We start from the raw sequence: 25,055 nt of genomic DNA, 5'->3' as shown, positions 1-25,055 counted from the left end.
ATAGGCGCGGAAATCGCCGAAGTACTTCGTGATCGCCGCCGTCAGCGTCGTCTTGCCGTGGTCGACGTGACCGATCGTGCCGATGTTGCAGTGCGGCTTGCCGCGTTCGAACTTTTCCTTTGCCATCGATCTGGCTCCCTTTTCCTTCGGACGGTGGGGGCGTTCCCCACCCTACGGTGGTGGGTAGGGCGGGGTTCACCCCGCCACCCGTGTCATGCGTACTGCTTCTGGATCTCGTCCGAGATGTTCTGCGGCACCGGATCGTAGTGATCGAACTGCATCGTGAACTGCGCGCGGCCCGAGGACATCGATCGCAGGTTGTTGATGTAGCCGAACATGTTGGCCAGCGGGACCATCGCGTTGATCGCCACCGCGTTGCCGCGCGGATCCTGGCCGGTCACCTGGCCGCGCCGCGACGTCAGGTCGCCGATGACGTTGCCGGTGTATTCCTCCGGCGTCACCACCTCGACCTTCATCATCGGCTCGAGCAGCTGCGCGCCGGCCTTCCGCAGGCCTTCCCGCATGCACATCCGCGACGCGATCTCGAACGCCAGGACCGAGGAGTCCACGTCGTGGAACTTGCCGTCGACCAGCGCGACCTTGAAGTCGATCACCGGGAAGCCGGCGAGCGGGCCGGAATCCATCACTGACTTGATGCCCTTCTCGACACCCGGGATGTATTCCTTCGGCACCGAGCCACCGACGATGCGGCTCTCGAACGAGTAGCCCTCGCCCGCCTCGGTCGGCGTGATCTCGAGCTGCACTTCGGCGAACTGACCGGACCCACCCGACTGCTTCTTGTGCGTGTAAGTGTGGTTGATCTGCTGGCGGATGGTCTCGCGATAGGCCACCTGCGGCGCACCGATGTTCGCCTCGACCTTGAACTCCCGCTTCAGGCGATCGACGAGGATGTCGAGGTGAAGTTCGCCCATCCCCTTCATGATCGTCTGGCCGCTCTCGAGGTCGGTCTCCACGCGGAACGACGGATCCTCCGCCGCGAGACGCTGCAGACCCGCCGACATCTTCTCCTGGTCGGCCTTCGTCTTCGGCTCGACCGCGATCTCGATCACCGGATCGGGGAAGGTCATCGTCTCGAGCACGACCTGCTTGTTCGCGTCGCAGAGCGTGTCACCGGTGGTGGTGTCCTTCAGACCCGCCAGCGCGATGATGTCGCCGGAACCGGCCCAATCGATCTCCTCGCGCGAGTTCGAGTGCATCATCATCATCCGGCCGATGCGCTCGCGCTTGCCCTTGGTCGAGTTCATCACCGTGCCGCCCTTCTCGAGCAGGCCCGAGTAGATGCGGGTAAAGGTCAGCGAGCCCACGAACGGGTCGTTCATGATCTTGAACGCGAGGCCGGCGAACGGCTCGTTGTCACCGGGCTTGCGCTCGATGTTGCGGGTCTCGGTCTCGTCGTCCGGCGCGAAGCCCATGTAGGGCGGCACGTCGAGCGGACCGGGCAGGTAGTCGATGACAGCGTTAAGAAGCGGCTGCACGCCCTTGTTCTTGAACGCGGAACCCGCGAGCACCGGCACGAAGGACATCGACAGCGTGCCCTTGCGGATCAGCGACCGCAGGGTCGGCAGATCGGGCTCTTCGCCCTCGAGGTACTTCTCCATCGCATCGTCGTCCTGCTCGACGGCAAGCTCGACGAGGTTGGCCCGGTATTCCTCGGCCTGCTCGCGCATGTCGTCGCGCACGTCCTGGACGACCCAGCTCGCGCCGAGATCCTCGCCCTTCCAGACCCATTCCTTCATCGTGACGAGATCGACGATGCCCTCGAGCTTGTCCTCGGCGCCGATCGGCAGCTGGATCGGGGCCGGGGTCGCACCGGTGCGGTCCTTGATCATCTTCACGCAGTTGAAGAAGTCGGCGCCGATCTTGTCCATCTTGTTGACGAACACGATGCGCGGCACCTTGTAGCGGTCGGCCTGGCGCCACACGGTCTCGGTCTGCGGCTCAACGCCGGCGTTGGCGTCGAGCACCGCGACCGCGCCGTCGAGCACCGCCAGCGAACGCTCCACCTCGATGGTGAAGTCCACGTGGCCGGGCGTGTCGATGATGTTGAAGCGGAACTTCGCTTCCTGCGGCGTGTCGCCGTAGATGCCGGTCGGGTTCTCGCCGTCCTCGGTGCGGAACCAGAAGGTCGTGGTCGCCGCCGAGGTGATCGTGATCCCGCGTTCCTGCTCCTGCTCCATCCAGTCCATCGTCGCGGCGCCGTCATGCACCTCGCCGATTTTGTGGGACTTGCCGGTGTAGAACAGGATGCGCTCGGTGCAGGTGGTCTTGCCTGCATCGATATGCGCCATGATCCCGAAGTTGCGGTAACGGTCGAGAGAATATTCGCGGGCCATTTGGATCGGTTCCTCAGGTGGCTTTGCGGTGTGTCGGGCGTCGCCGTCTGTCTTGAAGGGCGGGCAGCGCGGCTTTGGGGGAGGCGACCGGTCCGGTCAGGCCACCCCGCGCCACATCACCAGCGGTAGTGGCTGAACGCCTTGTTGGCGTCGGCCATCTTGTGGGTGTCCTCGCGCTTCTTCACGGCGGAACCGCGCGAGTTCACCGCATCCAGAAGCTCGCCGGCGAGACGCTCTTCCATGGTGTTCTCGTTGCGCTTGCGCGACGCGTCGATGAGCCAGCGGATCGCCAGCGCCTCGCGGCGCTCCGGGCGGACCTCGACGGGCACCTGGTAGGTCGCACCGCCGACGCGGCGCGAGCGGACCTCGACCGACGGCTTGATGTTGTCGAGCGCCTCGTGGAAAATTTCCACCGGCGCGCGCTTGACCTTGGTCTCGACCCGGTCGAGCGCGTTGTAGACGATCCCCTCGGCGACGGACTTCTTGCCGTCGACCATCAGGTTGTTCATGAACTTCGTGAGCACGCGATCGCCGTACTTGGCGTCGGGCAGGATCTCGCGCTTCTCTGCGGAGTGACGACGGGACATCTCTCTATCCTCTTACTTCGGACGCTTGGCGCCGTATTTCGAACGCCGCTGACGGCGATCCTTGACGCCCTGCGTGTCGAGCACGCCGCGCAGGATGTGATAGCGTACGCCCGGAAGGTCCTTGACGCGGCCACCGCGGATCAGGACCACCGAGTGCTCCTGAAGGTTGTGGCTCTCGCCCGGAATGTAGCTGATCACCTCGTAGCCGTTGGTCAGACGCACCTTGGCCACCTTACGCATTGCCGAGTTCGGCTTCTTCGGCGTGGTGGTGTAGACGCGCGTGCAGACACCCCGCTTCTGCGGGCATTGCTCGAGATGGATCGCCTTCGAGCGCTTCGGTTTCGGCTGACGCGGCTTGCGGATCAGCTGTTGAATCGTGGGCATTCCGGTCTTTTCCCCGTTATTCTCACATATGTGTGCGCGGGCATCGCCCCTCGCGGGTTGTCCTCAGGACCTCCCCGCGCGTCCGCGAAGAGGCGGTTTGATCCGTGTCGAGCAGCATGGGCGAACCCGATGCGGCCGGCATGTCTCCGAAAGCTCGCGTCCGCCGAAACGAGGCGACGCAAAAAACCGCATCGGTTCCCATCTTCTTCGGGAACGACGCGGGGGCTTTCAGAGGATCGGGGCCGTGGGCCCGGATCTTGACCGCTGCGAAACTGCTGTCTTGTGCGACGGGAAAGACACCTCCCCCGTCAGGATGGGGGGCGTATATGGAGAGTCGCCGGGGTTGTCAACAGCGTGCCACGGCGGCTCCTTGCCGTCGCCCCAAGCGCCTTGCAAGACTGGCCCGAACCACCCTGCCACACCCGATCCGACGGAGGCCAGAGCCCGTGCAGGTCATCGCTTTGTGCCGCTTTTCCTATCCCGCCGAGGGCGGTTTCCAGGTGGAGCATGACAGCCTCGCCGAGCGCGTCGCATATCTCAACGCGCCTGCACGCCTGGAGGAGCGGTTCCGACTGTTCGAAACGATCTGCCTGCCCGCGCTCCGGGCGCAGACCGATCCGGACTTCTCCTTCGTCGTGCTGACCGGCGACAGTCTGCCCCGCCACGCGCGCGACCGGCTGAAGGCGCTTCTCGCCGATCTTCCGCAGGCGCGCATCGTGACGCGGCCGCCGGGGCCTCATCGCCGGGTCTGCCGCGAGGTGCTCAATGCGGCGCGCGACGATCCCGGGGCGCCATGCCTGCAGATCCGCCACGACGACGACGATGCCGTGGCCGTCGACTTCGTGGCGCAGCTGCGGCAGGCCGCGACCGACTGCGCCGGCCTTCTCGCGCGGCACCCGAGGGTCGCCTTCGACTGGCAGGCCGGGTTCGTCGCCCGACCCGGCCCCGAGGGCCTCGCCGCGGAGGAGACCTTCCATCCCTACTGGGGCGTGGCGCAGGCGCTGTATGTCGCGGGCGGCACGCGGCAGGGCATCATGAACTTCGGCCACCACAAGGTGGCGCGCTTCATGCCGACGGTGACCTTTTCCGACGCGCCGATGTTCGTGCGCGGACACAACGCACACAACGACAGCCGGCAGAAGCCACACGTCGCGCCGGTCACGCTGCCGCTCCTGGATGCGGAGGGCGAAGCGCTCTTCCGCGCGCGGTTCGCCATCGACGCGGACCACGTACGCCGCGTGTTCTCGGCCGCCTGACCCGCTCTAGCGCACGGGCGAGCGCACCGGCACGGTGCGCCGTCGCCGCCCTTCGCGCCACAGCGTGACCAGGCCGCCCGCAGCGATCAGGCCCGCGCCCACCAGCGTCGCCGGGCGCGGCCAGTCGCCGAAGACGAGCCAGCCCAGCACCAGCGCCCAGATCAGCCCGGTATAGCGGAACGGCGCCACGGCGCTGACCTCGCCCACGCGCATCACCAGAACGGACAGAAGGTAGGCGAGGCTGACCAGCACCGCCGCCCCGAGCACCAGCGTCGCTTCGCGCCCGTCGACCGGCGCCCAGCCCTGCCCCAGCGTCGCGAGCCCGGCAAAGACCGTGACGGCGACGCTCGCCGCGAAGGTCACGAGAACGGAGGGCAGCCCCGCCGACATGCGGCGCACGAGCAGGTCCCGCGCGGTCACGAACAGGACCGCCACGAGCGCATAGAGCGACCATGCGTCAAAGCCCGCGGTGCCCGGGCGCACGATCAGCAGCATGCCGGCGAAGCCGGCCGCCACCGCGCTCCAGCGCCGCCAGCCGACGTGCTCGCCCAGGATCAGCGCGCCGGCCAGCGTCAGCGTCAGCGGCAGCGTTTGCAGAAGCGCGGTGACGTTGGCGAGCGGCATGTTCATGAGCGCGGTCAGGAAGAAGTAGGCCGCACCGACCTCGCACAGGCTGCGACCCGCGATCAGCCAGCCATCACGCCGCGAGGGTCGCGCGCGGAAGGCGCCCGTCGCCCAGCCCAGAGCGCCGATCGCGGCCGAGGCAACGACGCCGCGCATCACGAGGATCTGCATCAGCGGCAGAGACGCCCCCGCCTGCTTGATCAGGGTGTCGTTGAGCGTGAAGGCCGCCATCGAGGCCATCATGAGAAGCGCGCCGCGCGCGTTGTCGGAAAGAGCTGCCATGCCGCCCGATATCTCCCGCCGCCGCGACGACGGCAAGCGGCAGCGCGCAGTGCCGTCTCACGCGCGCGCTCAGCTTACGCGCTCAGAAGGAATCGTGTTCGCGGTTGTGGTGGCCGCAGCCGCCGCAGATCGGGCTGCCCGACAATTCGACGAAGCGCGCGCAGCCGCTCTTCGTGCAGCCGCCCCGACGCGGATTGTGCATCTGCCACGCCGCATCCGCGGGCGCACCGGGCACCGGCAGCCGCGTGTCGCGCGGGGGCACGAAGGTATAGAGGGATGCGGGCATCGTCTCCTCCTCGTCGAAGCGCATCGGGACGTTCACGCTAACCGCATTTTCGAACCGCGCAAGCCCCGTGCTCGGTCTTTTCGCGGGGCGGGGCCTCTGCCATACTCGTCCGCCAAGAGACGGTGAAAACGATAAAGAGCAGAATCCCATGGCCGAAGACCTCCTCTCGGGTGCCGAGCCCGGCGACTATGACGCGTCCTCGATCGAGGTTCTCGAGGGGCTGGAACCCGTCCGCAAGCGCCCCGGTATGTATATCGGCGGCACCGACGAACGGGCTCTGCACCACATGGTGGCCGAGATCCTCGACAACTCGATGGACGAAGCCGTGGCCGGGCACGCCAACCGGATCGAGGTGACGCTGAACGCGGATCATTCGGTGTCGATCTCCGACAACGGGCGCGGCATCCCGACGGACCCGCACCCGAAGTTTCCGGGCAAGTCCGCGCTCGAGGTGATCCTCTGCACGCTCCACGCGGGCGGCAAGTTCTCGGGCAAGGCCTACGAGACCTCGGGCGGCCTGCACGGCGTCGGCGCTTCGGTGGTGAACGCCCTGTCCGACAGCCTTGTCGTGCAGGTCGCGCGCAACCGCGAACTGGTGGAGCAGCGCTTCTCGCGCGGCAAGCCGCTCGGCCCCGTCGAAAAGGTTGGCCAGGCCCCGAACCGCCGCGGCACCACCGTGACCTTCCACGCCGACGAAGAGATCTTCGGCCAGCACCGCTTCAAGCCCGCGCGCCTGTTCAAGATGGTCCGCTCGAAGGCCTATCTCTTCTCGGGCGTCGAGATCCGCTGGAAGTCCGCCATCGACGACGGCGAGACGCCGGCCGAGGCGACGTTCCACTTTCCCGGCGGGCTCGCCGACTACCTGTCGGAGACACTTGGCGGCGCGACCACCTACGCCGCGCAGCCGTTCGCCGGCCGCGTCGAGTTCCGCGAGAAGTTCAACGCCCCCGGCAAGGTCGAGTGGGCAATCAACTGGACCCCGGCCCGCGACGGCTTCCTTCAGAGCTACTGCAACACGGTCCCGACCCCGGAAGGCGGCACTCACGAGGCCGGTTTCTGGTCTGCCATCCTCAAGGGCATCCGCGCCTACGGCGAGTTGGTGAACAACAAGAAGGCCGCGCAGATCACCCGCGACGATCTGGTCACCGGCGGCTGCGCGCTCGTCTCCTGCTTCATCCGCGAGCCGGAATTCGTCGGCCAGACCAAGGACCGGCTGGCCACGAGCGAGGCGGCCAAGCTGGTCGAGGGCGCGGTCCGCGACCACTTCGACAACTGGCTGGCGTCTGACACCAAGTCGGCGGGCGCGATCCTCGATTTCCTCGTGCTGCGGGCCGAAGAGCGCCTGCGCCGCAAGCAGGAGAAGGAGACGGCGCGCAAGTCGGCCACGAAGAAGCTGCGCCTACCGGGCAAGCTCACCGACTGCACCAACAAGAATCGCGACGGCACCGAGATCTTCATCGTGGAGGGCGACTCGGCCGGCGGATCGGCCAAGGGCGCGCGGTTCCGCGAGACGCAGGCGCTTCTCCCGCTCAAGGGCAAGATCCTGAACGTTCTGGGGGCGGCGTCGAACAAGCTCAGCACGAACGCCGAAATCCGTGACCTCTGCGAGGCTCTCGGCGTCGGGCTCGGCACGAAGTTCAACCTCGACGACCTGCGCTACGAGAAGATCATCATAATGTGCGACGCGGACGTGGACGGCGCCCACATCGCCTCGCTTCTGATGACGTTCTTCTACGCCCAGATGCGCCCGCTGATCGACAACGGTCATCTCTACCTCGCCTGCCCGCCGCTCTACCGGCTGACGCAGGGCGCCAAGCGGATGTACGTCGCCTCCGACGCGGAGAAGGACGAGTGGATGGAAAAGGGTCTCGGTGGCAAGGGCAAGATCGACGTGCAGCGATTCAAGGGCCTGGGCGAGATGGATGCCAAGGACCTCAAGGAAACCACGATGGACCCGGCCACGCGCACGCTTATCCGCGTGACGATCGACGAGGACGAACCGGGCGAGACCGGCGATCTCGTGGAGCGCCTGATGGGCAAGAAGCCTGAACTTCGGTTCCAATATATCCAGGAAAACGCGCGGTTCGTGGAAGAACTCGACGTCTGAGCGGGCCCGGTCGCGACGCGTCGGGCCGTGTCGATCCCGGCCCGACACGCCGCGGGATACTACCAGTGCTTGTGTCCGCGGCCCGGACCGCTAGGTTGCGGGTCTGACGTCGCCGGGCGTCAGCGAGCGACCACGGGAGGAACCCATGCAGCGCACCGTCGTGCGGAAGCTTCAACTGGCCTGTTTCGGCCTCGTGCACGTGCCGCTGGCGGCGGTCGCCGCCTTCGGCCTGCCGGCCGAGGCCTACGAACTGGTGGGCGTCGCCTTCGTCACCACGCTCGGGACCGCGCTGATGGTCTGGGGCATTATCGAACGATTGCTGGCATCCGCCGCCCGGCCGGCCTGAGTCGCGCGGCGCCTACAGCAGGAGCGCCGCGAGCGCGGCCAGCACGGCGATCTTCGCAGCGACGACAAGCAGAAGCATCCTGCGGTTCTCGGGTGCCAGCATGTCGGCCCAGAACGACCGCGCCGGCGCATCGAAGAGTCGTGCCTCGAGCGCCGACTTGACCCGCGCGGGGGGCGTGACCTCGGGCAGCGGCGCCAGCATCCCGGCAAAGTAGCGCTGCCAGAGCGCGTGCTCGGCACGCAATTCCGGCTCGTCCGCGATGCGACGATCGGCCACGCGCCGCTCGTCCGCGCTCAGCAACCCGAGCGCGGCCTCTGCGGCCAGAAGCGTGTCGTCGTGCGCGATCATGCGGAAACGTCTCCTTCGCGACCGGACCGCCGTGCCGGCCGCGTTCAGCCTGGGAACATGCCCATTCGGCACGAAAAGTTCAATGTGCTGCGGCAACGAAGCCGCTTGCCAGCGCGGCGCACATCCCGTTCCCTGCACCGCATGCGCGCCCTGTCCCTACTTCTCGTCCTGTCGATGCTTGCGGCCTGCGGCCGGCCCCTCACCTCGAACGAAAGCGCCTTTGCGGCGGCGATGGAGAACGGCGCCATCGCGACCGATCGCGTGCGCTTTCACGACGGTCATTTCGCCGGATCCATCACATACCAACGTCCGGTCCGTCCCCGCCGCACGTGCCAGGAACGGATCTGGCCGCCGTCGAACGGCGAGACGGTCACCGTCTCTCCCGGCGCGACGACCTTTTTCAACCGCGTCCTCTACCGCGAGGACCTCTATCGCGACGACTTCCTCGCCGGATTTCCCGACCAGGTCGACCTCGTGTCGGCGATGCTGTTCGCGCACGAGATGACGCATGTCTGGCAATGGCAGAACCGGCGTCGCACCGGGTATCATCCGCTTCGCGCCGCGTTCGAGCACACCGCCAGCGCCGATCCATACCTGTTCGAGCCAGACAGCGACGCGGCCTTTCTCGACCACGGGTTCGAGCAGCAGGGCGCGATCGTCGAGGAGTGGGTCTGTTGCCGCCTTCTCGACGCAGAGGCGCCGCGGACCGAGCGGTTGCGCCGGATGATCTCGGCCGAGATGGACCTGTCGCGGCTCGACGAGACATTGTCGGGGGTGGATGTCCGCATCCCTTGGGCGGGCGCGGAGATCGAGGGCATCTGCCGGAACTGAAACGGGCGGCCGAAGCCGCCCGCCCGTCCCCGTCACGCCGGAGCGTGGGTCATTTCTGCGAGGCCATCCAGGAATCGAGCTCCTGCGTGGCCTCTTCCTTGCTCTTGCCGTAGCGGGCCTGGATCTTGCCGATCATCGCCTCACGGTCGCCCTTGGCTTCGGCGAGGTCGTCGTCGGTCAGCTTGCCCCATTGCTGGCGGGCGGAGCCCTTTAGCTGTTCCCAGTTGCCCTTGATCTGATCCCAGTTCATCTCGATGCCTCCTTGAGCATGGTCTGTCATCGAAACGCAGGCGCCTCACGAAAGGTTGCCCGGAGTCTCGCATATGGCGCGTTAGCCTCGTCGCGGACACCGGAACCGGAGGATGACGATGGGACAGTGGATGAACGGGCTGTGTGGCGTGGCGCTCGCCTGGATGACGGCGGCGACCCCGATGCAAGCTGCCGCGCAGGAGACCGACCTCGAACTCGTCCTGCTCGCCGATGCGTCCGGATCGATCGACGCCGGCGAGATCCGGTTCCAGCGCGAGGGCTACGCGACCGCAATCACAGATCCCGACGTGCTCTCGGCGATCGCCAACACCGCGTATGGCTCGATCGCCGTCACCTACGTCGAGTGGGCCGCGAATACCGCTCAGGTCGTCGATTGGACAATGATCGACGGGCGCGACAGTGCCGGGGCCTTCGCCGAGGCCCTGCTCGCGCCGCCGCGCCAGGCCTATGGCCGCAACGCCATCGGCGGCGCCTTGCTCGACGCGCTGCGCCTGATCGAGACCAACGACATAGACGGCTGGCGCCGGGTGATCGACTTCTCCGGCGATTCCGCGAACTCGTATTCCGGTCCGTCGATCGCGACGGCGCGGGACGAGGTCGTGGCCGCGGGTGTGACGATCAACGCGCTGCCGATCCTGCGCCCCGACGATCCGGGGCGCGCACAGGGCGGTCTCGAGGCACTTTACGAAGAGCGGATCATCGGCGGCATGGGCGCGTTCGTGGTCACCGCCGAGAACCGCGCGAGCTTTGCCGAAGCGGTCCGGCGCAAGCTCATACTCGAGATCTCGGGGCTGTCGGGCGCGCCGCGGGCAGCGGCGCGCGAGCAGGTCAAATCACGCTGAGCCGGGCGAGGCCGGCGGCCCGCGCCGGCGTCGGTACGCGGGCGGCATGGCGACCGAGCGCCACCGCCGCGGCCTCTGCCCCGAACGCCGCGCCGCGCCGCGCCTGCTCGGCCAATTCGGACGGCCACACGCCGCCGAGCGTCGCACAACCGAGCGCGACATCCCCCACGAGCGCGTCGAGTGCCCGGCGGTCCTCGGGTTTCAGGTCGATGCAGGCTTCGATGACGGCGGCGAGGCTCGCCGCGACGAACACCTGACCGCGCAGCCGTTCGGGATGGATCCGCCGACCGGACACATCCGTCACTGGCGAAAGTTCGAGATTGTCGTGCAGCATCAGCGGGCACCAGCCATCGCAGGGTTCGTGGTCGCGCTGTGCCAGCGTCGCCCCGAGCGGCCGCGCCGCGTTGCGCTGCGCGACGTGCACCAGAAGCTGCGGCAGCGCGATGTCGATCTCGGACAGGATCTCGGCGGCCATGTCGCCCCCGGCAAAGGCGGCCGGCGGCTCGCCCGCCCGCAGGAGCGACAGTCGTCCCGTCACGATCCCCGGACGTATGTCCGACGGCACGGCACGCTCGATGCGCGCGGCGGCACGCGCCGCCAGATCGCTCATCGTCAGCAATAGCCGCTGTGGCGTGTCGAGCCGCAAGAGCGCGTTGTCTCCGAGGATGCGCAACGCGGCGACGAAGAAGATCGGCACCGCGCTCTGGTCGGCGAGCCGCCGCGAGAGGGCCGCAGGCGTCGCTGGCGCCGTCGCCCGTGCCCGCCCCGGCCGGGGCAGCGCCGCCGCGTGGCGCGCCGCACACCAGCGCAGCCATGCCGACAGAGGCGCATCGACCGCCGGGCGCATCACCGCCTCCGCGGTTTCGATCGCGTCGGTGGGAACGCCACCGGACCAGTCGGCGCCATGGATCACCGGCAGGCCCGCCGCCAGCGACAGGATCTCGGTCATGTCCGCCGGGACGACCGTGTCGCTGGGGCCGAGCGCCCTGAGCCCGGCGCACAGCGTCGTGGGCAGAAGCGGCGGCGCGCCGTCCGTCAGGATCGGCGCCCGGACATGCGACAAGGTCGCGAAATCCGTGTCACGCAACAGCGCCAGCGCGTAGAGCGCCGCGAGCTCCGCCGCCCGGACCGGGGCGGCGCGCCGCGCGCCGTCCGGTGCCGCGGTCCGCGGCATTGCGGAGGCGGCGGACGACCGCGTTTTCGCGCGGGGCGGCGCGACGGTGGAGTGAGGCGAGTCGAAACGGTCGGTACGGGACATGTCGAACTCCTTGGAACGCGGGCGGCACTTCCGTGGCGAGCAGCACGACGGAGTACCGACAAAACTGGCGGTCAGGCAGGCGTTAGGGTGACGTTGCGTAAAGACTTATTAACGACCTTCTTGAGGCAGTCGCGTTATCTTTCCGTGATTCCTGCGCAAGAAGAGCGTGACTCTTTCATGCTGGCACAAATCGGACCGACCAACGCGCGCGCTATCCCAGCAACCAAAGGGCGAAAGGCTTGACCAACCGACCACTCCAACGTTCACTTCAGTTATTCGTCGAGTATTTTCGATCACGGAACGGGAGCGGATATTCATGGCTCTGACATGGTCCGACGCAGAGGCCGCCGATTTCTGGGATGGCTACGTCGATTTCACGCGCCTCGTGCAAGCACGGCGCCGCGCGCTGGCGCCGGCGGACGCCCGGACCCGCAACTGGTACGAGCCGATCTTCGTGCGGCTCGACCCGGCGACGGCGGACACCCGGACGCGGCTGCGTGATCTCGTCGACGATCCCGACCAGCCCTTCGTCATGGACCCCGAGGAGTATGCGCGCCTCGCCCACCGGATCGAGGGCACCGCACCGTGGGTCGATCTGCCCGACGACTACGCGCTCTTTCGCGCGCTCGGCACGCCCGACGGCGCCGAAGGCGGTCTCTGGTCGATGCTCGACCGCGGCCCGGCCGTCGACCTCGACCCGGCGCCCGCGCCCGCGCCCACGCCCGAGGCGGCCGCGTCCGCGCCTGCTCCGGCGGGCCGCGCGCCGATCGTGGCGGTCATCGACGACGGTATCGGCTTCCTCAACCGCCGCTTTCGCCGCACTGACGGCACCCGTGAACGCACCCGGTTTCATGCGGTCTGGCTGCAATCGGATGAACGGATGCAGACCGACGCGGCCGATTCCAGACGCGCCAGCACCGGCCGCGTGCTCACCCGCGCCGACATCGACGCGCTTCTCGACCGCGACGCGCTCGACGAATCCACCTGTTACGGCCGGCTCAACGCGGATCTGTGCGGACGCGGCGCCCATCGCTCGGTCGAGATGTCGGCCAGCCACGGCACCCTGATCCTCGACCTCGCCGCCGGCGCGGACCCTCATGATGCCGGCGATCCCGCCCGTGACTGGCCGCTTCTCGCCGTCCAGCTGCCGCCCGAGGCCATCGAGGACACGTCCGGCACGCATTTCGAGAGCTACCTCGTCCGCGCCGTGCGCTGGTGTCTCGCGCGGGCGCACGAACTCGGGTCCGAGCGCCCGGTGATCATCAACGTGTCGCTTGGAATGCTCGCCGGGCCGAAGGACGGCACAGGCTTCGCGGAATACCAGATCGCCAGCGAGGTGGCAGCATGGGAGCGCGCGACGGGCCAGCCCGTGCGCGTGGTCCACTCCTTCGGCAACGCCTACCGCACGCGCCAGGTCGCCGAAATCGGCTACCCGGCAGAAAAGGCGCGCAGCGACACCGACCGTACGATCCTCTGGCGCGCGCAGCCCGGCGACCTGACGCCGAGCTTCGTGGAGATCTCGTGCGAGGGCGCGGATTGCGACGGGCTGGAGGTGGCGCTCTCCGCCCCGGGAACGGCGCCCGACATCGCGCCGGTGCCGCAGGGCGCGTGGCGCACGCTGCGGCGCGACGGCGCCGAAATCGCGCGGATCTACCACGTTCCGACCCGGAGCTATCCGGATGGCACCATGCGGCACAGCCGCTATGTCCTCGCCCTCGCGCCGACCGAGGGCATGAAGGCGGGCGAACCGGCCTGCCCATCGGGCGGCTGGTCGATCACGACCCGCTACCGCGACGGTGCGGCCGCGTCCGTTCACCTTCAGGTGCAGCGGGACGACAGCTTGCCGGGATACCGCCCGCTCGGGCGGCAATCCTACTTCGATGCGACGGACGCCTATGGCTGGGACGCGGAAACACGCGACAACTCGGCCCCCGGGCCCGACAGCGCGATCACGCGAAACGGCACCCATTCGTCCCTCGTCACGGCATCGAGCCGGCAGATCCTGAGCGTGGGCGCCGCGCGCCAATCGGCCGAGACCGGCACGCCCTACCCCGCCCGCTATACCGCCGCGGGGTCGGATTGGAGCGTGCCCGGCCCGACCCTGTCGGCCATCGCCGAGGAGGGCACCGCCCTTCAAGGCGTCATTGCCAGCGGGACCCTGTCCGAGAGCGCAGCCGCCCTGAACGGGACGAGCGCCGCCGCGGCACGGGTCAGCCGCGCGCTCGCGCGTTCGGCCACCCATGTCGGCGCAGCCGCGCGCGACGATGCCGACGGACGAATCCAGAAAGAGGTGCGCGCGGCGCGGCAGGCCATCCCGTCGGACAGCGCCCGGCTCGGCACGGTGACGATCGATCCCGGCGCCGGTGCGCGCCGCCGCCGGGACCCCGTTCCGGACTGACGAGCGTCAGTTCTCGGCTCTGGCCTCGGCCCAGAGGGTCTTGAGCCAGGGCGGCACTGTCACACCCTTCAGCTCGAGCTTGGTGGTCGAGATCACCTTCGGATTGTCCAGCGCACGCGCCAAATCGTCCGGCGTGAAGTCGCCCGCGTAGGCGGCGCCGTGATACGTGCGTGCCGGCGTCGTCTTCTCTCCCTCGAGAAGGTTCACCAACGCCTCGGCCAGCGTCGTGCCGAGCACCGCGCCGGCCATGCTGTCGGTCGGGAAATGCACCCCGGCCACCGTGCGGTTTGCGGCGATGCGCGCCGCGTGGCGATAGAGCGGCGTCGCCGCCTTGATCGAAGCCGACGGATCGAAATCATCCGGCACGAAGAGCCGCGACAGCACCGTCGCCGTCGCGAAGGCCTCGGTCGCATGCCCCGAGGGCCACGCGCCGTGCCCCGGCGTCTGGATGACGGGCTGAACCTCGTAGGACATCGCGATCGGCCGGGCGACGTCGAAGGCCATCTTCAGCGGCATCTCGAGCGCCGTGCAGAGCCGCAGGACCGCCGCCGAAATCCAGTGCGACCACTTCGTCGCGTCGGGATGCATGTAGCCGACCGTGCCGTAGAACGACATGATGTCCGAGGTCTGCACCTGGATCTCGGCCAAACGGTCGAGCCGCAGATCGGCGTAGCTGCGCAGGTAGGACAGCTGGTGCTCTGCGAGAAAGGCGTCCGACGGCTTCTCCAGTGTGACAAGAGACGTCCCGCCAACGCTCAGGCCCGCGCTGTCGTTCGGCGCCGCGGGATCGGCGATCTCGACCGCAAACAGCGCGCCGAGCGCCTGGTCGAGTACCGCGCGCCGCGGGAACGCGTCGAGCCGCCGGAATGCCTCCCACGAATCGCGGCCGGTCTGCGTGGGCACACGCGAGGCGCTGCCGTCCCAGTAATGCATGGTTCCATCGCGCGCGCCGGCCAGCGCGACGCTGAGATAAGGCGAGGCCGGACCGCCGGCATGGGCTTGTCCACCCTGGCCGCCCTGACCGCCTTGGCCTCCCTGACCGCCCTGGCCTCCCTGGCCGCCTTGGCCACCCTGGCCCCCTTGGCCGCCCTGACCACCTTGGCCACCCTGGCCGCCTTGTCCGCCAAAAATCGTCATGCGCAATCTCCGGTTGAAATATCACAAGACGTGCCAGAAGCCGCGGCAGTGCGGAAGCGTGTTTGCGCGCAACCCCCGCAACATTCACGAATGTTTCACGCAGATTGCCCGCTACACAAGAGGCTGCTACGCTTTGCGGAAACATCGCTGGCGGCGGACGCCGTGGCACAGGGGAGATTCCGAGACGTGACCGACACCCAAGGCACGATCCGCGTCCGGCTGATCGGTCCGCTTCAGGTCAGCGATGCCGACGGCCGCGACATCACGCCGAAAGGCGCGAAGAACCAAGGACTTCTGGCCCTCCTCGCGCTCAGCCCCGGCATGCGCCGGCCGCGCCGCTGGATCGAGGACAAGTTGTGGTCCGGCTTCGCGCCGGAACAGGCTAGCGCCAACCTGCGGCAGGCGTTGGCGAAGCTCAGGTCCGGCTTCGGTGACGCGGCGGACATCCTGTCGGCCGACCGTGCGTCGGTCGGGCTCGATGCCGGGCGGATCACGGTGGACCTCCTCGAGCACGAAATCGATTACGAGGCCGCGCACGAGCTGCTCGAGGGGCTCGACGTGCGCGACTCCGAGTTCGAGGACTGGCTGCGTGCCGAGCGATCGCGCTTCGCCGCGCGGATCGAGGCCGCGCGCCCCGGCGCGCCGGGCGGCCTGATGATGCGCTGCAGGACCACCGTGCACGACGACGCGACGATCGCGCTCATCGGCGAGGTGCTGGCCAACCAGATCGGCGAGAACATCTCCGAGCAGGTGCGCGCGTGGCGCCGGTCGGGCCGCGCCATCGATGCGCCGGAGGACATCGTCGGCGACCTAGAGATCTCTTGCGACCTTCTGGGCGCCGATGAGGGCACGCGGGTCTATATCCGCGTCGAACACGTGCCCTCGGCCCGCCTGCTGTTCACCAAGCTGCACGTCGTGCAGGACGTCAACGACATCCTGACCTCGCAGGCCGCCGTGTCGGCCGTGGTGTTCGAAGCCGCGGACCGTGCGCTGTCGAAATTGCCCGAGACGATCGAGCGCGCCCGCCCCGAGGCGCGCGCGACGATGCTGTCGCGGCTGGCACTCTACCGCATGTTCAGTTTCGAGCCAGACGCCCTGCGCGAGGCCGACACACTCCTGTCGCAGGCCTACGCGGCCGACCAGAACGGCGTCTACACCGCGTGGCGCAGCCTGATCCGGACCATCCAGATGATCGAGCTGTTCGAACCCGACGCGCAGGCGCTGCGCGACGAGATGATCGAGCTCAATCACCGCGCACTCGAGGAAGGCGCCGACAACGCGCTTGTCCACGCCTTGCTGAGCCAGGTGCGGGTGATGGCGCTCGGCGACGCCAATGGCGGGCTCGACCTCGCGCAGCAATCGGTCGAGCGCAATCCCACCAGCGGGTTCGGCTGGCTGTCGCTGTCGGTGAGCCGGATGCTGGCGGGCGACGCGCGCGAGGCGATCGACCTGTCGCAGCGCGCGCGCGAGATCGCCCGCTTCTCGCCGTTCCGACAATGGTGGGACCTCTACCACTGCATCGTCTGCGTCGCCTGCGACCGCCCGCACCTCGCCATCGAGGCGGGCGAGGCCGCGGCACGCGCCGCGCCGTCCTTCCGCCCGGCGCATCGCCACCTGATCGCGCTCTACGCGCTCGACGGTCAGTACGACCGCGCCCTCGCCGCGTCCCAGCGGCTGACCCGGATCGAGCCGGGCTTCTCGCTCGACCGCTTCGTCAACGACGAGAGCTACCCGGTGCGGACGCTGCGCTCGAAGGGAATGCTTGAGCCGGTGCGCGCGCTCCTGTGAGGATGCGGCGCGCCGGACCCGACCGGCGCGGCGGCTGAACCGGCGGGAGCGAGGGGCCGGCCCCTCGCGCTCCCCGGAGTATTTCGGCCAAGAAGAACGGGCCACGCGTCCCTGCGTACCGGCAGAGCGGCCGGGTGGCTGCCGGGCCCGCCTATCGTGCGGCGCTGTCGCGCATGACGGCGCGGTGCAGGGGCGGCGCGGTCACTCGTCGTCGAGGCTGCCGTGAATCGCGACCTGATCGAGATCCGCCTCGGTGACGTCGATGACGCGGTAGGCTTCGCGCACGCCGGCCTCTGTCAGCTCGCGCGAGACGGTCAGGAGCGTGTTGGCCGGATGCTCGTCGCAGAGATCGGCCATGTCGTCGATCTCGCGCTCGGCGACGCCGTGTGCGGCCTCGAGAGAGGGCGCGCCGTAGATCTCGACGAAGTGCGTGGCGAGCGCCTCGATGCAGGCGTCGCGTTCGGCGGGCTCGATGGAGGTCACGGCGACGAAGGTGACCCGGCCGAATGTCTCGACTCCGAGCCAGCCGTTGGCAAAGGCCTGCCGCGCCTTGCCGGCGAGATCGGCCTCGCTCCAGTCCGAGAACTCGAAGCCGCCGGCGATGCACCATTCGCCGGTGCGCGCCGGCCGCGCGAAGACGCGCATGTCGCTTTCGTCGAAATGGATCGCTCGGGCGAGTTTCATGTCTCCTCCAGGAGCGTTGTCAGGGGCACGAGCCGTGTGCCCGAGCCGGTCTTGACGAGGCAGCCGAGCCGCTCGTCGAGGCCGAGGAAGGTGCCCTCGTGGCCGCCGGCGCGGATCGGGCCGCCGAGGCCGTGGGCCAGCGCCGTCCAGTCGCGGTGAAGCGGCGCAATTCCCTCTTCCTCCCATCGGTGGATCCAGAGGAGCGCGTGCCGTGCCCAGGTCTCGACGAGATCGAGCGGGGCGATGTCGCCGCAGCCCTCGGCATGAAGCGCGGTGTCCTCGGGCGTCGCGCCGCCGTCGTCGGAGCGCGGGCGGACCCGGAGGGCCGCGCCGATCACCAGCCAGTCCGGCACCGCGCCGGGGCGTGTTGCCGGGATGGCGGCGCGCACGCGGCCGCAGCGGCCGCCGTTCACCCGCACGGTGCCATCCCAGTCGAGATGGACCGGAAGCTCGGACGGTCCGAGCGCACCGAGCGCGTTCTGCAGCGCGACGCCGGCCAGCGGCAGCATCGCTGCCGCCTCCTCGAGCGGCACCTCGGGGGCGAGAAGGAGCGCCACGTCCATGTCCTCGGCGCTCGGGTCGAAGAGCACGAGGCCCGGATCCGCGCCGACGCGCGCGGCGTCGCGCGCCGCGGCGAACGGATCGCCCGCCACCGCCCGCCCGTCGAGGAGCGGCGGGAAGGCGGGCGTGGCGGCGAGGCTCATGCCTGTCCCGCGCCGACGAGCTGGCGCGCGAGATCCCGGAAGGCCCGCGCCTGCGCGCTGTCGGGTTTCGACACCACGATCGGCGCCCCGCCATCCGCGGCAGTGCGGATGTCGAGATGGAGCGGGATCTCCGCCAGGAGCGGGACGCCCATCGCATCGGCCTCGCGGGCGACGCCACCATGTCCGAAGATGTGCTCCTCGTGACCGCAGTTCGAGCAGACATGGGTCGACATGTTCTCGATCAGGCCGTGGATCGGCGTGCCGAGCTTGGCGAACATGTCGATCCCCTTGCGCGCGTCGAGGAGCGCCACGTCCTGCGGTGTCGACACCACGATCGCGCCGTCGAGGGTGAACTTCTGCGCCAGCGTCATGGCCACGTCGCCGGTGCCGGGCGGAAGGTCGACGATCAGCACGTCGAGCGCGCCCCACTGCACCTGGTTCATCATCTGCTGCAGCGCGCCCATGAGCATCGGGCCGCGCCAGACGACGGCCTCGCGCTCGTTGGTCATCAGCCCGATCGACATCATCGTGACGCCGAAGTTCCGCAGCGGCAGGATGGTCTTGCCGTCCGGGCTCGCCGGGCGACCGGAGACCCCGAGCATGCGCGGCTGCGACGGGCCGTAGACGTCGGCGTCGAGCAGGCCGACGCGGCGACCCTCGGCCGCCAGCGCGCAGGCGAGATTCGCCGATACGGTGGATTTCCCGACACCGCCCTTGCCGGAGGCGATCGCGACGATGCGGTCGATCCCGGGCACGCTCTGGGGTCCCTGCGGCTTGGCTTTCTGGGCCTTGAGGTCGGGCGGCGGCTTGGGCGCGGAGTGACCGGTCAGCACGACCGACACCGGCCCGGCGCCGTCGAGCGCCTTGACCGCCGCCTCGCAGGAATCGCGGACCGGCCCGTAGGTGTCGGCCTTTGCGGGATCGATCTCGAGCACGAAGCGCACGGCGCCGCCCTCGACCGACAGCGCGCGGACGAGGCCGGCGGCGACGATATCGCTGCCGGACACGGGATCGGTGATGTCTTTCATTGCGGCGAGAACCGCGTCACGGGTCAGGGTCACGCTCACCCCTTGATCGTTCCGGTGACGACATGCTCGAGGTCCAGCCCGTCGACCGTGATGACGGCCTTGGCCTCGTAGACCCGGCCCTCGGGGCCGCCGGCGTCGCGCACCGCCTCCTCGATCGCCTGCTGCGAGGTCACGCCCACCTGTTTCAGGAACTTGCGCATCGACATGTTGAAGTCGTCGCTCATCGCACCCCTCCTTCGGGCCGCTGTCTGGAAGCGTTGACGGGTTTAGGACAGCCCCCATAGGCTTGCAAGCCACGAGGGAGAGAGGAGCAGACATGCCGAGCGTGTCCCGTCTCGTCGCGCTGGCACTGCCGGCGGTCCTGGCCGCGGCGCTGGCGCCCGGCCCCGCCCGGGCGGAGGCCGACGGCCGGTTCCGCCTCGCCGTGCCGGCAGAGCTCGCGCGGAGCGGTCTTCTCGACCACGTGCTGCCGCGCTTTTCGCTGAAGACCGCGACGCGGATCGAGCGCGTCGGCCCCGATGCCGAGGCGGATGCGCGTTTCGGCACGGAGGGCACGCCCGTCTTCGAGGGCCCTGATCAAACCTGGCATCTTGCGCCCGGGGCGGATCCCGACGCCGCCACCTTCGCCGACTGGCTGGCGTCGGACGTCGGCCGCGGCACCGTGGCGCGGTTCGAGCGCGACGGCGCCACGCCGTTCCGGCCGGTCGCGGCGGAGCCCGAGACGGCGGCGCGCCCGACGTTCGACGGCGACGCGGCCGAAGGGCAGCGCGTCGCGCTGGCCGCCTGCGGGCGCTGCCACGTGGTGAGCGAGGAGAACCGCATGGACGCGATCGGTTCCACCCCGTCCTTCGCCGTCCTGCGCACGTTTCCCGACTGGATCGCGCGGTTCCAGGGCTTCTATGCGCTGAACCCGCACCCGGCCTTCACGCAGGTGGCCGAGGTGACCACGCCCTTCGCCGCGCACGCCCCGTCGCCCATCGTGCCGGTCGAGATCACGCTCGACGAGCTCGACGACATCGTCGCCTTCGTGGAGCGCATCCCGCCGGCGGATCTCGGCGCGCCGGTCGAGGCGCGCTGAGGCGACCCCCGCCCGGCCGTCAGTGGTCGCGCCGCTTCGACGGGCTCTCGGAAAGGTAATCCTCGGTCGTGCGAACGCGCGGGCGATCGCCCGCGGCGAAGGGATTGTTGGCCGAGTGGTATTGCGCGCGGACGCGACAATCGTCGCACATGCGAATCATCCGCGCGGCATCGGAATTCGCGAACATCGCATGCTTGCCGGCCAGCTGATCGGCGATTCGGTCGATCGTCGACTGCACGCCGAAGAGCGCGCCACACTCGACGCACGCCGCCGGCTCCTCCTCGTTCAGGACGCGCTGCGACAGCGCATCGGGCGACAGGTCGAGCCGCGGCGCGAGGGTGATCGCGTCCTCCGGACAGGCAGAGGCGCAGATCCCGCATTGCAGGCAGGCATCTTCCTGGAACAGCAGTTCCGGCCGGTCCGGATTGTCGCCGAGCGCGCCCGACGGACAGAGCGACACGCAGGCGAGGCAGAGCGTGCAGGCGTCGGTGTCGCACAGGACGGCGCCGTAGGGCGCGCCGTCCGGCAACGCGATCACGCCGCCTTCGGGATTGAGCTTCTGCGCCGCCAGACGGGTGACCTGCCGGCGCGTGCCGAGCGGCAGGGACGGCTCTGCCACGGCCGGGGCGACGTCGGCATCGTAGAGCGCCTCAGGCAGGGCGTCTGGATCCGCGAGGTCGAGCAGCCGCACGCGCGGCCCGCCGGCGATCGCATTGGCGAGCGCGGTCTCGTATTCGGGCGTGGCGCGTTCGGTTCGCGGCGACAGAAGAACATCGACGCCTGCGAAGCCGGCCGAAAGTGCGGCGGTCATCTCGGCATGGCCGAAGGCGGCAAGCGCCGGAAGGTCCAGCGGGATCACGTCGGCGGGCAGCCCGCGGCCGAACCGGGCCGAGAGGCGGATCATCTCTGCGCCGTGGTCGTCATCGTGGACCAGCAGGCGGGGCGCCGCGCCGCCCGATGCCTCGCGGTAGCTGCGCGCGAGCGTTTCGATCCGCCGGAACATGGTCGCGGCGGAGGGCGCGTCGTAGGCGATGGCCGCCGACGGGCAGAGCGCCGCGCAGGCGCCGCATCCCGCGCAGATCATCGGATCGACGCGCACGTGGTCGCCGTCAGGCTGGATCGCGCCGGTCGGACACACGTCGAGACAGCGGGTGCACCCGGTTTGACGCGCCCGCGAATGCGCGCAGAGCGCGGCTTCGGTCCTGACGTAAAGCGGCTTTTCGAACGTGCCGACAAGTTCGCGCGCGGTCGCGCAGACCTCGATCAGAGCGCCGGGCTTCCTCGGATCCGCGCGCAGGTAGCCCTCGCGCTTGTGGGGGGCGGGAAAGAGCGCGGCGTCGCCGGTGAGATCGAGCAGGATATCGCACTCGGAGGCCGCGCCGTCGCGCGGCTCGGTGAAACCGAACGCGCCGCGGCCCCCGGGTTCCAGTGCCTGGAAGCCATCGATCCGCAGCGTGAAGCCACCGAGTGCGCCTTCGGCGCGCGCGAGCCGGCCGCGCACGACGTCGAACCGGCGGTCGGGCGGTGGCGTCTCTGCGTCGGTCAGCAGAACCGTGACCGCGAGCGCGTCGCACAGCCGCGCGGCGGCCTCGAACGCCGCCTCGCCCGGTCCGAGGATCAGGCAGGTGCCCTCGCTCGTGATGTCGCGGGTGCGGGTCGCCGGCACGGTCAGCAGCGCCTCGGCCGCCAGCGCCGCCTGTTTCGGCCCGGCCGTTCGACCCTCGTCGGACCAGCCGGCGCGGTCGCGCAGATCGACGCGGGCGGGCTCCGTGGCGCCGATCTCCTCGGCCAGCATGTCGAAGAACGCGCCCTCCTGGCCGCAGGCGACCAGCGTCTCGCCGTCGGCGATCTCGCGCGCCGCGGCCTCGGCCTCCCGCGTGCAGAGCGCGGTGTAGACGCGGCTGGTCTCGAGCCCGGTCGCCGCGGCGATGCGGTCGGGATCGACCGACTGGCTGCCGAGGCAGTCGCACAGAAGAATTCGCTGGGGCATGGGACCTCTCCCGCGGATGCGCGCTCCGTCCGGCGGCGCGGCTCGCATCCGATCACGTTTCGAGAATTAGTCGCATTTTCGTATCTGCTCGGGTTGCCTGTCGCAAGATCCCGTCGCTACAGTAGAGATCAAAGAAATAAGCACGATCCCGGGAGGAGCGGCCGCTGGCCGCAACCACGCGCCGACATGGCCAGAACGACCGATACCGACAACGACGCCCCCCAGCCCGACGCGCCCGATCTCGCCGCGCGGCGCGCGGTCTCGATGCCTGTAGGCGTGGTGGTGCGCCGTCGGCCGGGCGTGACCCGCTGGGCGCGCTGGTCGTGGCGGCCGATCGCGCTTCTGCCCGGGGCGGGCGTGGCCGACTGGCGCGAGCTTCGCCGCGAGGGCCAGACCGTCGACTATCACGCCGCCACTGTCCCGCTGACGCTTTACCGGGGCGAGACCGAGGCGTACCGCGTCGCCCTTTCGGAGTCGCGCCCCTGCCTGTTCGTGATCCTGCGCAAGGCGCCGGCCGACGCCGCGATGCCCTGGCAGGTCCACCTCGTGACGGCCTCGCCGCACGAGGCCGCGCTGTTCGAGACGAGTGGCGAGGAAATCGTCGAAAAGCTCGAGATGCCGACCGCCCTCGCCGGCTGGGTCGGCAACTGGATCGCCGCGCATCACGTCGAGGAACCGTTCGTGAAGCGCAAGCGCCGCCCGCATCGCGACCGCGACCACGGCGCCGAGACGCCGCGCGCCGCGCAGGCGGGCAACGTCTATCGCGCGCCCACCGCCGATCGCCACGCCGCCGGAGACGGGTCGTGAGCCGGTCCGCCGATTTCTGGTCGCGCCGGCGCGCCGCCGTCGCCGCAGAGGAAGCCGCGGCCGCCACGCGGGCCGAGACCGAAGCGACCGAGGCGCGCGCCGCCGAGATCGCCGAGGAGAGCGACGCGGCCATCCTCGAACGCTTCGGCCTGCCCGATCCCGACACGCTGCGCCCCGGCGATGCAGTCGCGGGCTTCATGCGCCGCGAGATCCCCGAACGGCTGCGCCGCCGTGCGTTGCGAAAGCTCTGGACGTCGAACCCCGTCCTCGCCTGCGTCGACGGGCTCAACGATTACGACGGAGACTATACCGGCGCGGTGACGGACGCGCCCGGTGTGCGCACCGCCTACGAGGTCGGCCGCGGCCTGCGCCGGCACGTGGAGGCGCTGGCCCGGTCCGATGCGGCGCAAGACGACGCTCCGGCGGCGGCCGAAAAGACGCAGCCGGCGGACACCGCACTCGCGGAAAATCCGCAGGATGACGGAAAGGATGCAACGGCATACAGCGATCTGCAGCCGGCGGACGATGCCGCGCCTGCATCTACGACCAAGGTCGCAATGGAGCCGTTTCCGCAGGCCACGCAAGAAGATACAGGGGAGGATCCGCTGCCGCCACGGCGGATGCGCTTCCGTTTCGATACGGGGACATCATGACAGAGACCGCAGCGCAGATCCGGGTGTCCGACGAGGACCGGCTGCGCGCCGACCTCTACAACTACTTCGGGCTGATGCTGTCCGGACCGCCGGACGAGACGCTCCTCGCGCAGACCGCGGCGTTGTCCGGAGATGCCGAGACCGATCTCGGACGCGCGATCGCCGCGCTCTCCGAGCGCGCGGGCGCGAAATCCCCCCGCGATGCGCGCCGCGAATTCAACGCGCTGTTCATCGGGCTTGGACGGGGCGAGCTTCTGCCGTACGCGAGCTATTATCTCACCGGTTTTCTCAACGAGAAGCCGCTCGCGACTCTCCGGCGCGACCTGCGCGCGCGGACGATCGCGCGGGCGCCGAACGTCTATGAGCCCGAGGACAATATCGCCACCCTGATGGAGGTGATGGGAGGACTGATCGTCGGACGTTTCGGCACCCCGTCTCCGATCGACGATCAACGCACCTTCTTCAATCGCCACGTGGCCCCCTGGGCGGGCCACTTCTTCGCCGATCTCGAAACGGCGAAGTCCGCAGATCTCTACGCGCCACTCGGCTCGGCCGGTCGCGCCTTCATGGAGATCGAGCGCGAGGCGTTCCGACTGACGCCGGGCTGAGACCGGCACCCGCGACGGGCGCCCGCGCCCGCCGCACCGACCCCCGCGCCGGCCCTCGGCCCGCGCGGACCTGCAGCCAAGGGGCGACGCGCGGGGCCGTGCCCGCCGCCCGCCCGAAGCCACACAAGGGAGGACGAGCCATGTCCGACAAGACCGAGACAGACACCGGCCGCCGCAGCTTCCTCAAGCTCGCCACGACGGCCGCGCCGGCGGCGCTCGCCGCCGCTGCGGTCGCGCGCCCCGGTGACGCCGAGGCGGCCGAGGCCGAGGGCCCGCACAAGGGGCTCGCCGATACCGCGCATACCCGCGCCTACTTCGACTCCGCCCGCTTCTGAGCGGCGGCGCCGATCCGACCAAGCCGGGCGGCGTGACAGCCACGCGTCGACACACCCGGCCGCCAGCGCC

Annotated in this window: 27 protein-coding genes; 12 read left to right on the top strand and 15 right to left on the bottom strand. The window is 69.4% G+C overall.

What is annotated here, in order from left to right:
• The 4 genes from ROJ8625_RS19195 to rpsL all read right to left on the bottom strand — a co-directional run.
• The coding region (locus ROJ8625_RS19195; RefSeq protein ID WP_234984312.1) for a GTP-binding protein at nt 1–126 on the bottom strand (126 nt) is incomplete at its 3' end.
• A gap of 86 nt (nt 127–212) precedes the next feature.
• Complete coding sequence (gene fusA / locus ROJ8625_RS19190; RefSeq protein WP_085793535.1) at nt 213–2,354, bottom strand: elongation factor G; 2,142 nt, start codon at nt 2,352–2,354, stop codon at nt 213–215.
• Nucleotides 2,355–2,470: 116 nt separating this feature from the next.
• Nucleotides 2,471–2,941 carry a 30S ribosomal protein S7 gene (rpsG, locus tag ROJ8625_RS19185; protein WP_085793534.1) on the bottom strand — a complete coding sequence of 157 codons (471 nt, stop codon included), beginning with the start codon at nt 2,939–2,941 and terminating at the stop codon, nt 2,471–2,473.
• Nucleotides 2,942–2,953: 12 nt separating this feature from the next.
• Nucleotides 2,954–3,325 carry a 30S ribosomal protein S12 gene (rpsL, locus tag ROJ8625_RS19180; protein WP_037258936.1) on the bottom strand — a complete coding sequence of 124 codons (372 nt, stop codon included), beginning with the start codon at nt 3,323–3,325 and terminating at the stop codon, nt 2,954–2,956.
• A 446-nt stretch (nt 3,326–3,771) separates the two neighbouring features.
• On the opposite strand from rpsL, the gene ROJ8625_RS19175 reads away from it, so the two are divergent.
• Nucleotides 3,772–4,581, top strand: a complete 810-nt coding sequence (locus tag ROJ8625_RS19175; protein ID WP_085793533.1) for a putative rhamnosyl transferase — start codon at nt 3,772–3,774, stop codon at nt 4,579–4,581.
• Nucleotides 4,582–4,587: 6 nt separating this feature from the next.
• On the opposite strand, the gene ROJ8625_RS19170 is transcribed toward ROJ8625_RS19175, so the two are convergent.
• Both ROJ8625_RS19170 and ROJ8625_RS19165 read right to left on the bottom strand, forming a co-directional pair.
• Nucleotides 4,588–5,487: a DMT family transporter gene (locus ROJ8625_RS19170; RefSeq protein WP_143535206.1), complete on the bottom strand. Its 900-nt coding sequence runs from the start codon at nt 5,485–5,487 to the stop codon at nt 4,588–4,590.
• Between the two features lie 82 nt (nt 5,488–5,569).
• A complete protein-coding gene (locus tag ROJ8625_RS19165; protein ID WP_159456823.1) occupies nt 5,570–5,773 on the bottom strand; it encodes a hypothetical protein in 204 nt (67 codons plus the stop codon).
• Nucleotides 5,774–5,921: 148 nt separating this feature from the next.
• Between ROJ8625_RS19165 and parE the strand changes: the two genes are divergently transcribed.
• Both parE and ROJ8625_RS19155 read left to right on the top strand, forming a co-directional pair.
• Entirely contained in the window at nt 5,922–7,880 is a 1,959-nt protein-coding gene (gene parE / locus ROJ8625_RS19160) for a DNA topoisomerase IV subunit B (RefSeq protein ID WP_085793531.1), read from the top strand.
• A gap of 145 nt (nt 7,881–8,025) precedes the next feature.
• Nucleotides 8,026–8,226 carry a hypothetical protein gene (locus tag ROJ8625_RS19155; protein ID WP_085793530.1) on the top strand — a complete coding sequence of 67 codons (201 nt, stop codon included), beginning with the start codon at nt 8,026–8,028 and terminating at the stop codon, nt 8,224–8,226.
• 12 nt (nt 8,227–8,238) lie between these two features.
• Here the strand turns inward: ROJ8625_RS19155 and ROJ8625_RS19150 are convergent, their stop codons facing one another.
• On the bottom strand, nt 8,239–8,574 hold the full coding sequence (locus ROJ8625_RS19150) for a hypothetical protein (RefSeq protein WP_085793529.1): 336 nt from the start codon (nt 8,572–8,574) through the stop codon (nt 8,239–8,241).
• A 141-nt stretch (nt 8,575–8,715) separates the two neighbouring features.
• Between ROJ8625_RS19150 and ROJ8625_RS19145 the strand changes: the two genes are divergently transcribed.
• Nucleotides 8,716–9,405: a hypothetical protein gene (locus tag ROJ8625_RS19145; protein ID WP_085793528.1), complete on the top strand. Its 690-nt coding sequence runs from the start codon at nt 8,716–8,718 to the stop codon at nt 9,403–9,405.
• A gap of 49 nt (nt 9,406–9,454) precedes the next feature.
• Here ROJ8625_RS19145 and ROJ8625_RS19140 read toward each other — a convergent pair whose 3' ends face one another.
• Complete coding sequence (locus ROJ8625_RS19140) at nt 9,455–9,655, bottom strand: CsbD family protein (protein ID WP_085793527.1); 201 nt, start codon at nt 9,653–9,655, stop codon at nt 9,455–9,457.
• A 163-nt stretch (nt 9,656–9,818) separates the two neighbouring features.
• On the opposite strand from ROJ8625_RS19140, the gene ROJ8625_RS19135 reads away from it, so the two are divergent.
• On the top strand, nt 9,819–10,517 hold the full coding sequence (locus tag ROJ8625_RS19135; protein WP_143535208.1) for a DUF1194 domain-containing protein: 699 nt from the start codon (nt 9,819–9,821) through the stop codon (nt 10,515–10,517).
• Here ROJ8625_RS19135 and ROJ8625_RS19130 read toward each other — a convergent pair.
• The gene (locus tag ROJ8625_RS19130) at nt 10,504–11,775 is read right to left on the bottom strand and encodes a hypothetical protein (protein WP_085793526.1); all 1,272 of its coding nucleotides are present in this window, start codon (nt 11,773–11,775) and stop codon (nt 10,504–10,506) included. The genes ROJ8625_RS19135 and ROJ8625_RS19130 overlap by 14 nt on opposite strands.
• 316 nt (nt 11,776–12,091) lie before the next feature.
• Between ROJ8625_RS19130 and ROJ8625_RS19125 the strand changes: the two genes are divergently transcribed.
• Nucleotides 12,092–14,173: a S8/S53 family peptidase gene (locus ROJ8625_RS19125; protein ID WP_143535204.1), complete on the top strand. Its 2,082-nt coding sequence runs from the start codon at nt 12,092–12,094 to the stop codon at nt 14,171–14,173.
• 6 nt (nt 14,174–14,179) lie between these two features.
• Here ROJ8625_RS19125 and ROJ8625_RS19120 read toward each other — a convergent pair whose 3' ends face one another.
• Nucleotides 14,180–15,310: a phosphatase PAP2 family protein gene (locus ROJ8625_RS19120; RefSeq protein WP_200813345.1), complete on the bottom strand. Its 1,131-nt coding sequence runs from the start codon at nt 15,308–15,310 to the stop codon at nt 14,180–14,182.
• 186 nt (nt 15,311–15,496) lie between these two features.
• Between ROJ8625_RS19120 and ROJ8625_RS19115 the strand changes: the two genes are divergently transcribed.
• Entirely contained in the window at nt 15,497–17,098 is a 1,602-nt protein-coding gene (locus ROJ8625_RS19115) for an AfsR/SARP family transcriptional regulator (protein ID WP_085793525.1), read from the top strand.
• Nucleotides 17,099–17,299: 201 nt separating this feature from the next.
• Here ROJ8625_RS19115 and ROJ8625_RS19110 read toward each other — a convergent pair whose 3' ends face one another.
• From ROJ8625_RS19110 to ROJ8625_RS19095, 4 genes are read right to left on the bottom strand one after another with little or no spacing between them, the layout of a single operon-like run.
• Nucleotides 17,300–17,782, bottom strand: a complete 483-nt coding sequence (locus ROJ8625_RS19110) for a DUF6505 family protein (protein ID WP_085793524.1) — start codon at nt 17,780–17,782, stop codon at nt 17,300–17,302.
• Nucleotides 17,779–18,486: a biotin/lipoate--protein ligase family protein gene (locus ROJ8625_RS19105; protein ID WP_085793523.1), complete on the bottom strand. Its 708-nt coding sequence runs from the start codon at nt 18,484–18,486 to the stop codon at nt 17,779–17,781. Before ROJ8625_RS19105 ends, ROJ8625_RS19110 begins: the two co-directional genes overlap by 4 nt.
• Nucleotides 18,483–19,547 (bottom strand): Mrp/NBP35 family ATP-binding protein, encoded by a 1,065-nt coding sequence (locus tag ROJ8625_RS19100; RefSeq protein WP_085793550.1) that lies wholly within the window; start codon nt 19,545–19,547, stop codon nt 18,483–18,485. Before ROJ8625_RS19100 ends, ROJ8625_RS19105 begins: the two co-directional genes overlap by 4 nt.
• A gap of 2 nt (nt 19,548–19,549) precedes the next feature.
• The gene (locus ROJ8625_RS19095) at nt 19,550–19,738 is read right to left on the bottom strand and encodes a DUF6494 family protein (RefSeq protein WP_085793522.1); all 189 of its coding nucleotides are present in this window, start codon (nt 19,736–19,738) and stop codon (nt 19,550–19,552) included.
• A 92-nt stretch (nt 19,739–19,830) separates the two neighbouring features.
• On the opposite strand from ROJ8625_RS19095, the gene ROJ8625_RS19090 reads away from it, so the two are divergent.
• Nucleotides 19,831–20,592, top strand: coding sequence for a cytochrome c family protein (locus ROJ8625_RS19090; protein WP_085793521.1), 762 nt, complete (start codon nt 19,831–19,833; stop codon nt 20,590–20,592).
• Between the two features lie 19 nt (nt 20,593–20,611).
• Here ROJ8625_RS19090 and ROJ8625_RS19085 read toward each other — a convergent pair whose 3' ends face one another.
• Entirely contained in the window at nt 20,612–22,582 is a 1,971-nt protein-coding gene (locus tag ROJ8625_RS19085) for a 4Fe-4S binding protein (protein ID WP_085793520.1), read from the bottom strand.
• A 186-nt stretch (nt 22,583–22,768) separates the two neighbouring features.
• On the opposite strand from ROJ8625_RS19085, the gene ROJ8625_RS19080 reads away from it, so the two are divergent.
• From ROJ8625_RS19080 to ROJ8625_RS19065, 4 genes are all read left to right on the top strand, one after another.
• Complete coding sequence (locus tag ROJ8625_RS19080; RefSeq protein ID WP_234984321.1) at nt 22,769–23,389, top strand: DUF3305 domain-containing protein; 621 nt, start codon at nt 22,769–22,771, stop codon at nt 23,387–23,389.
• Nucleotides 23,386–24,042 (top strand): DUF3306 domain-containing protein, encoded by a 657-nt coding sequence (locus tag ROJ8625_RS19075; RefSeq protein WP_085793519.1) that lies wholly within the window; start codon nt 23,386–23,388, stop codon nt 24,040–24,042. The genes ROJ8625_RS19080 and ROJ8625_RS19075 overlap by 4 nt, the downstream gene beginning before the upstream one ends.
• Nucleotides 24,039–24,650 (top strand): TorD/DmsD family molecular chaperone, encoded by a 612-nt coding sequence (locus tag ROJ8625_RS19070; protein WP_085793518.1) that lies wholly within the window; start codon nt 24,039–24,041, stop codon nt 24,648–24,650. The genes ROJ8625_RS19075 and ROJ8625_RS19070 overlap by 4 nt, the downstream gene beginning before the upstream one ends.
• A gap of 140 nt (nt 24,651–24,790) precedes the next feature.
• Complete coding sequence (locus ROJ8625_RS19065; RefSeq protein WP_085793517.1) at nt 24,791–24,985, top strand: twin-arginine translocation signal domain-containing protein; 195 nt, start codon at nt 24,791–24,793, stop codon at nt 24,983–24,985.
• Nucleotides 24,986–25,055 lie beyond the last annotated feature (70 nt).

It is taken from the genome of Roseivivax jejudonensis (assembly GCF_900172265.1).
Classification (GTDB): domain Bacteria; phylum Pseudomonadota; class Alphaproteobacteria; order Rhodobacterales; family Rhodobacteraceae; genus Roseivivax; species Roseivivax jejudonensis.
The sequence above is the reverse complement of the archived record's forward strand: the minus strand, read 5'-3'. Positions and strand labels throughout refer to the sequence as shown.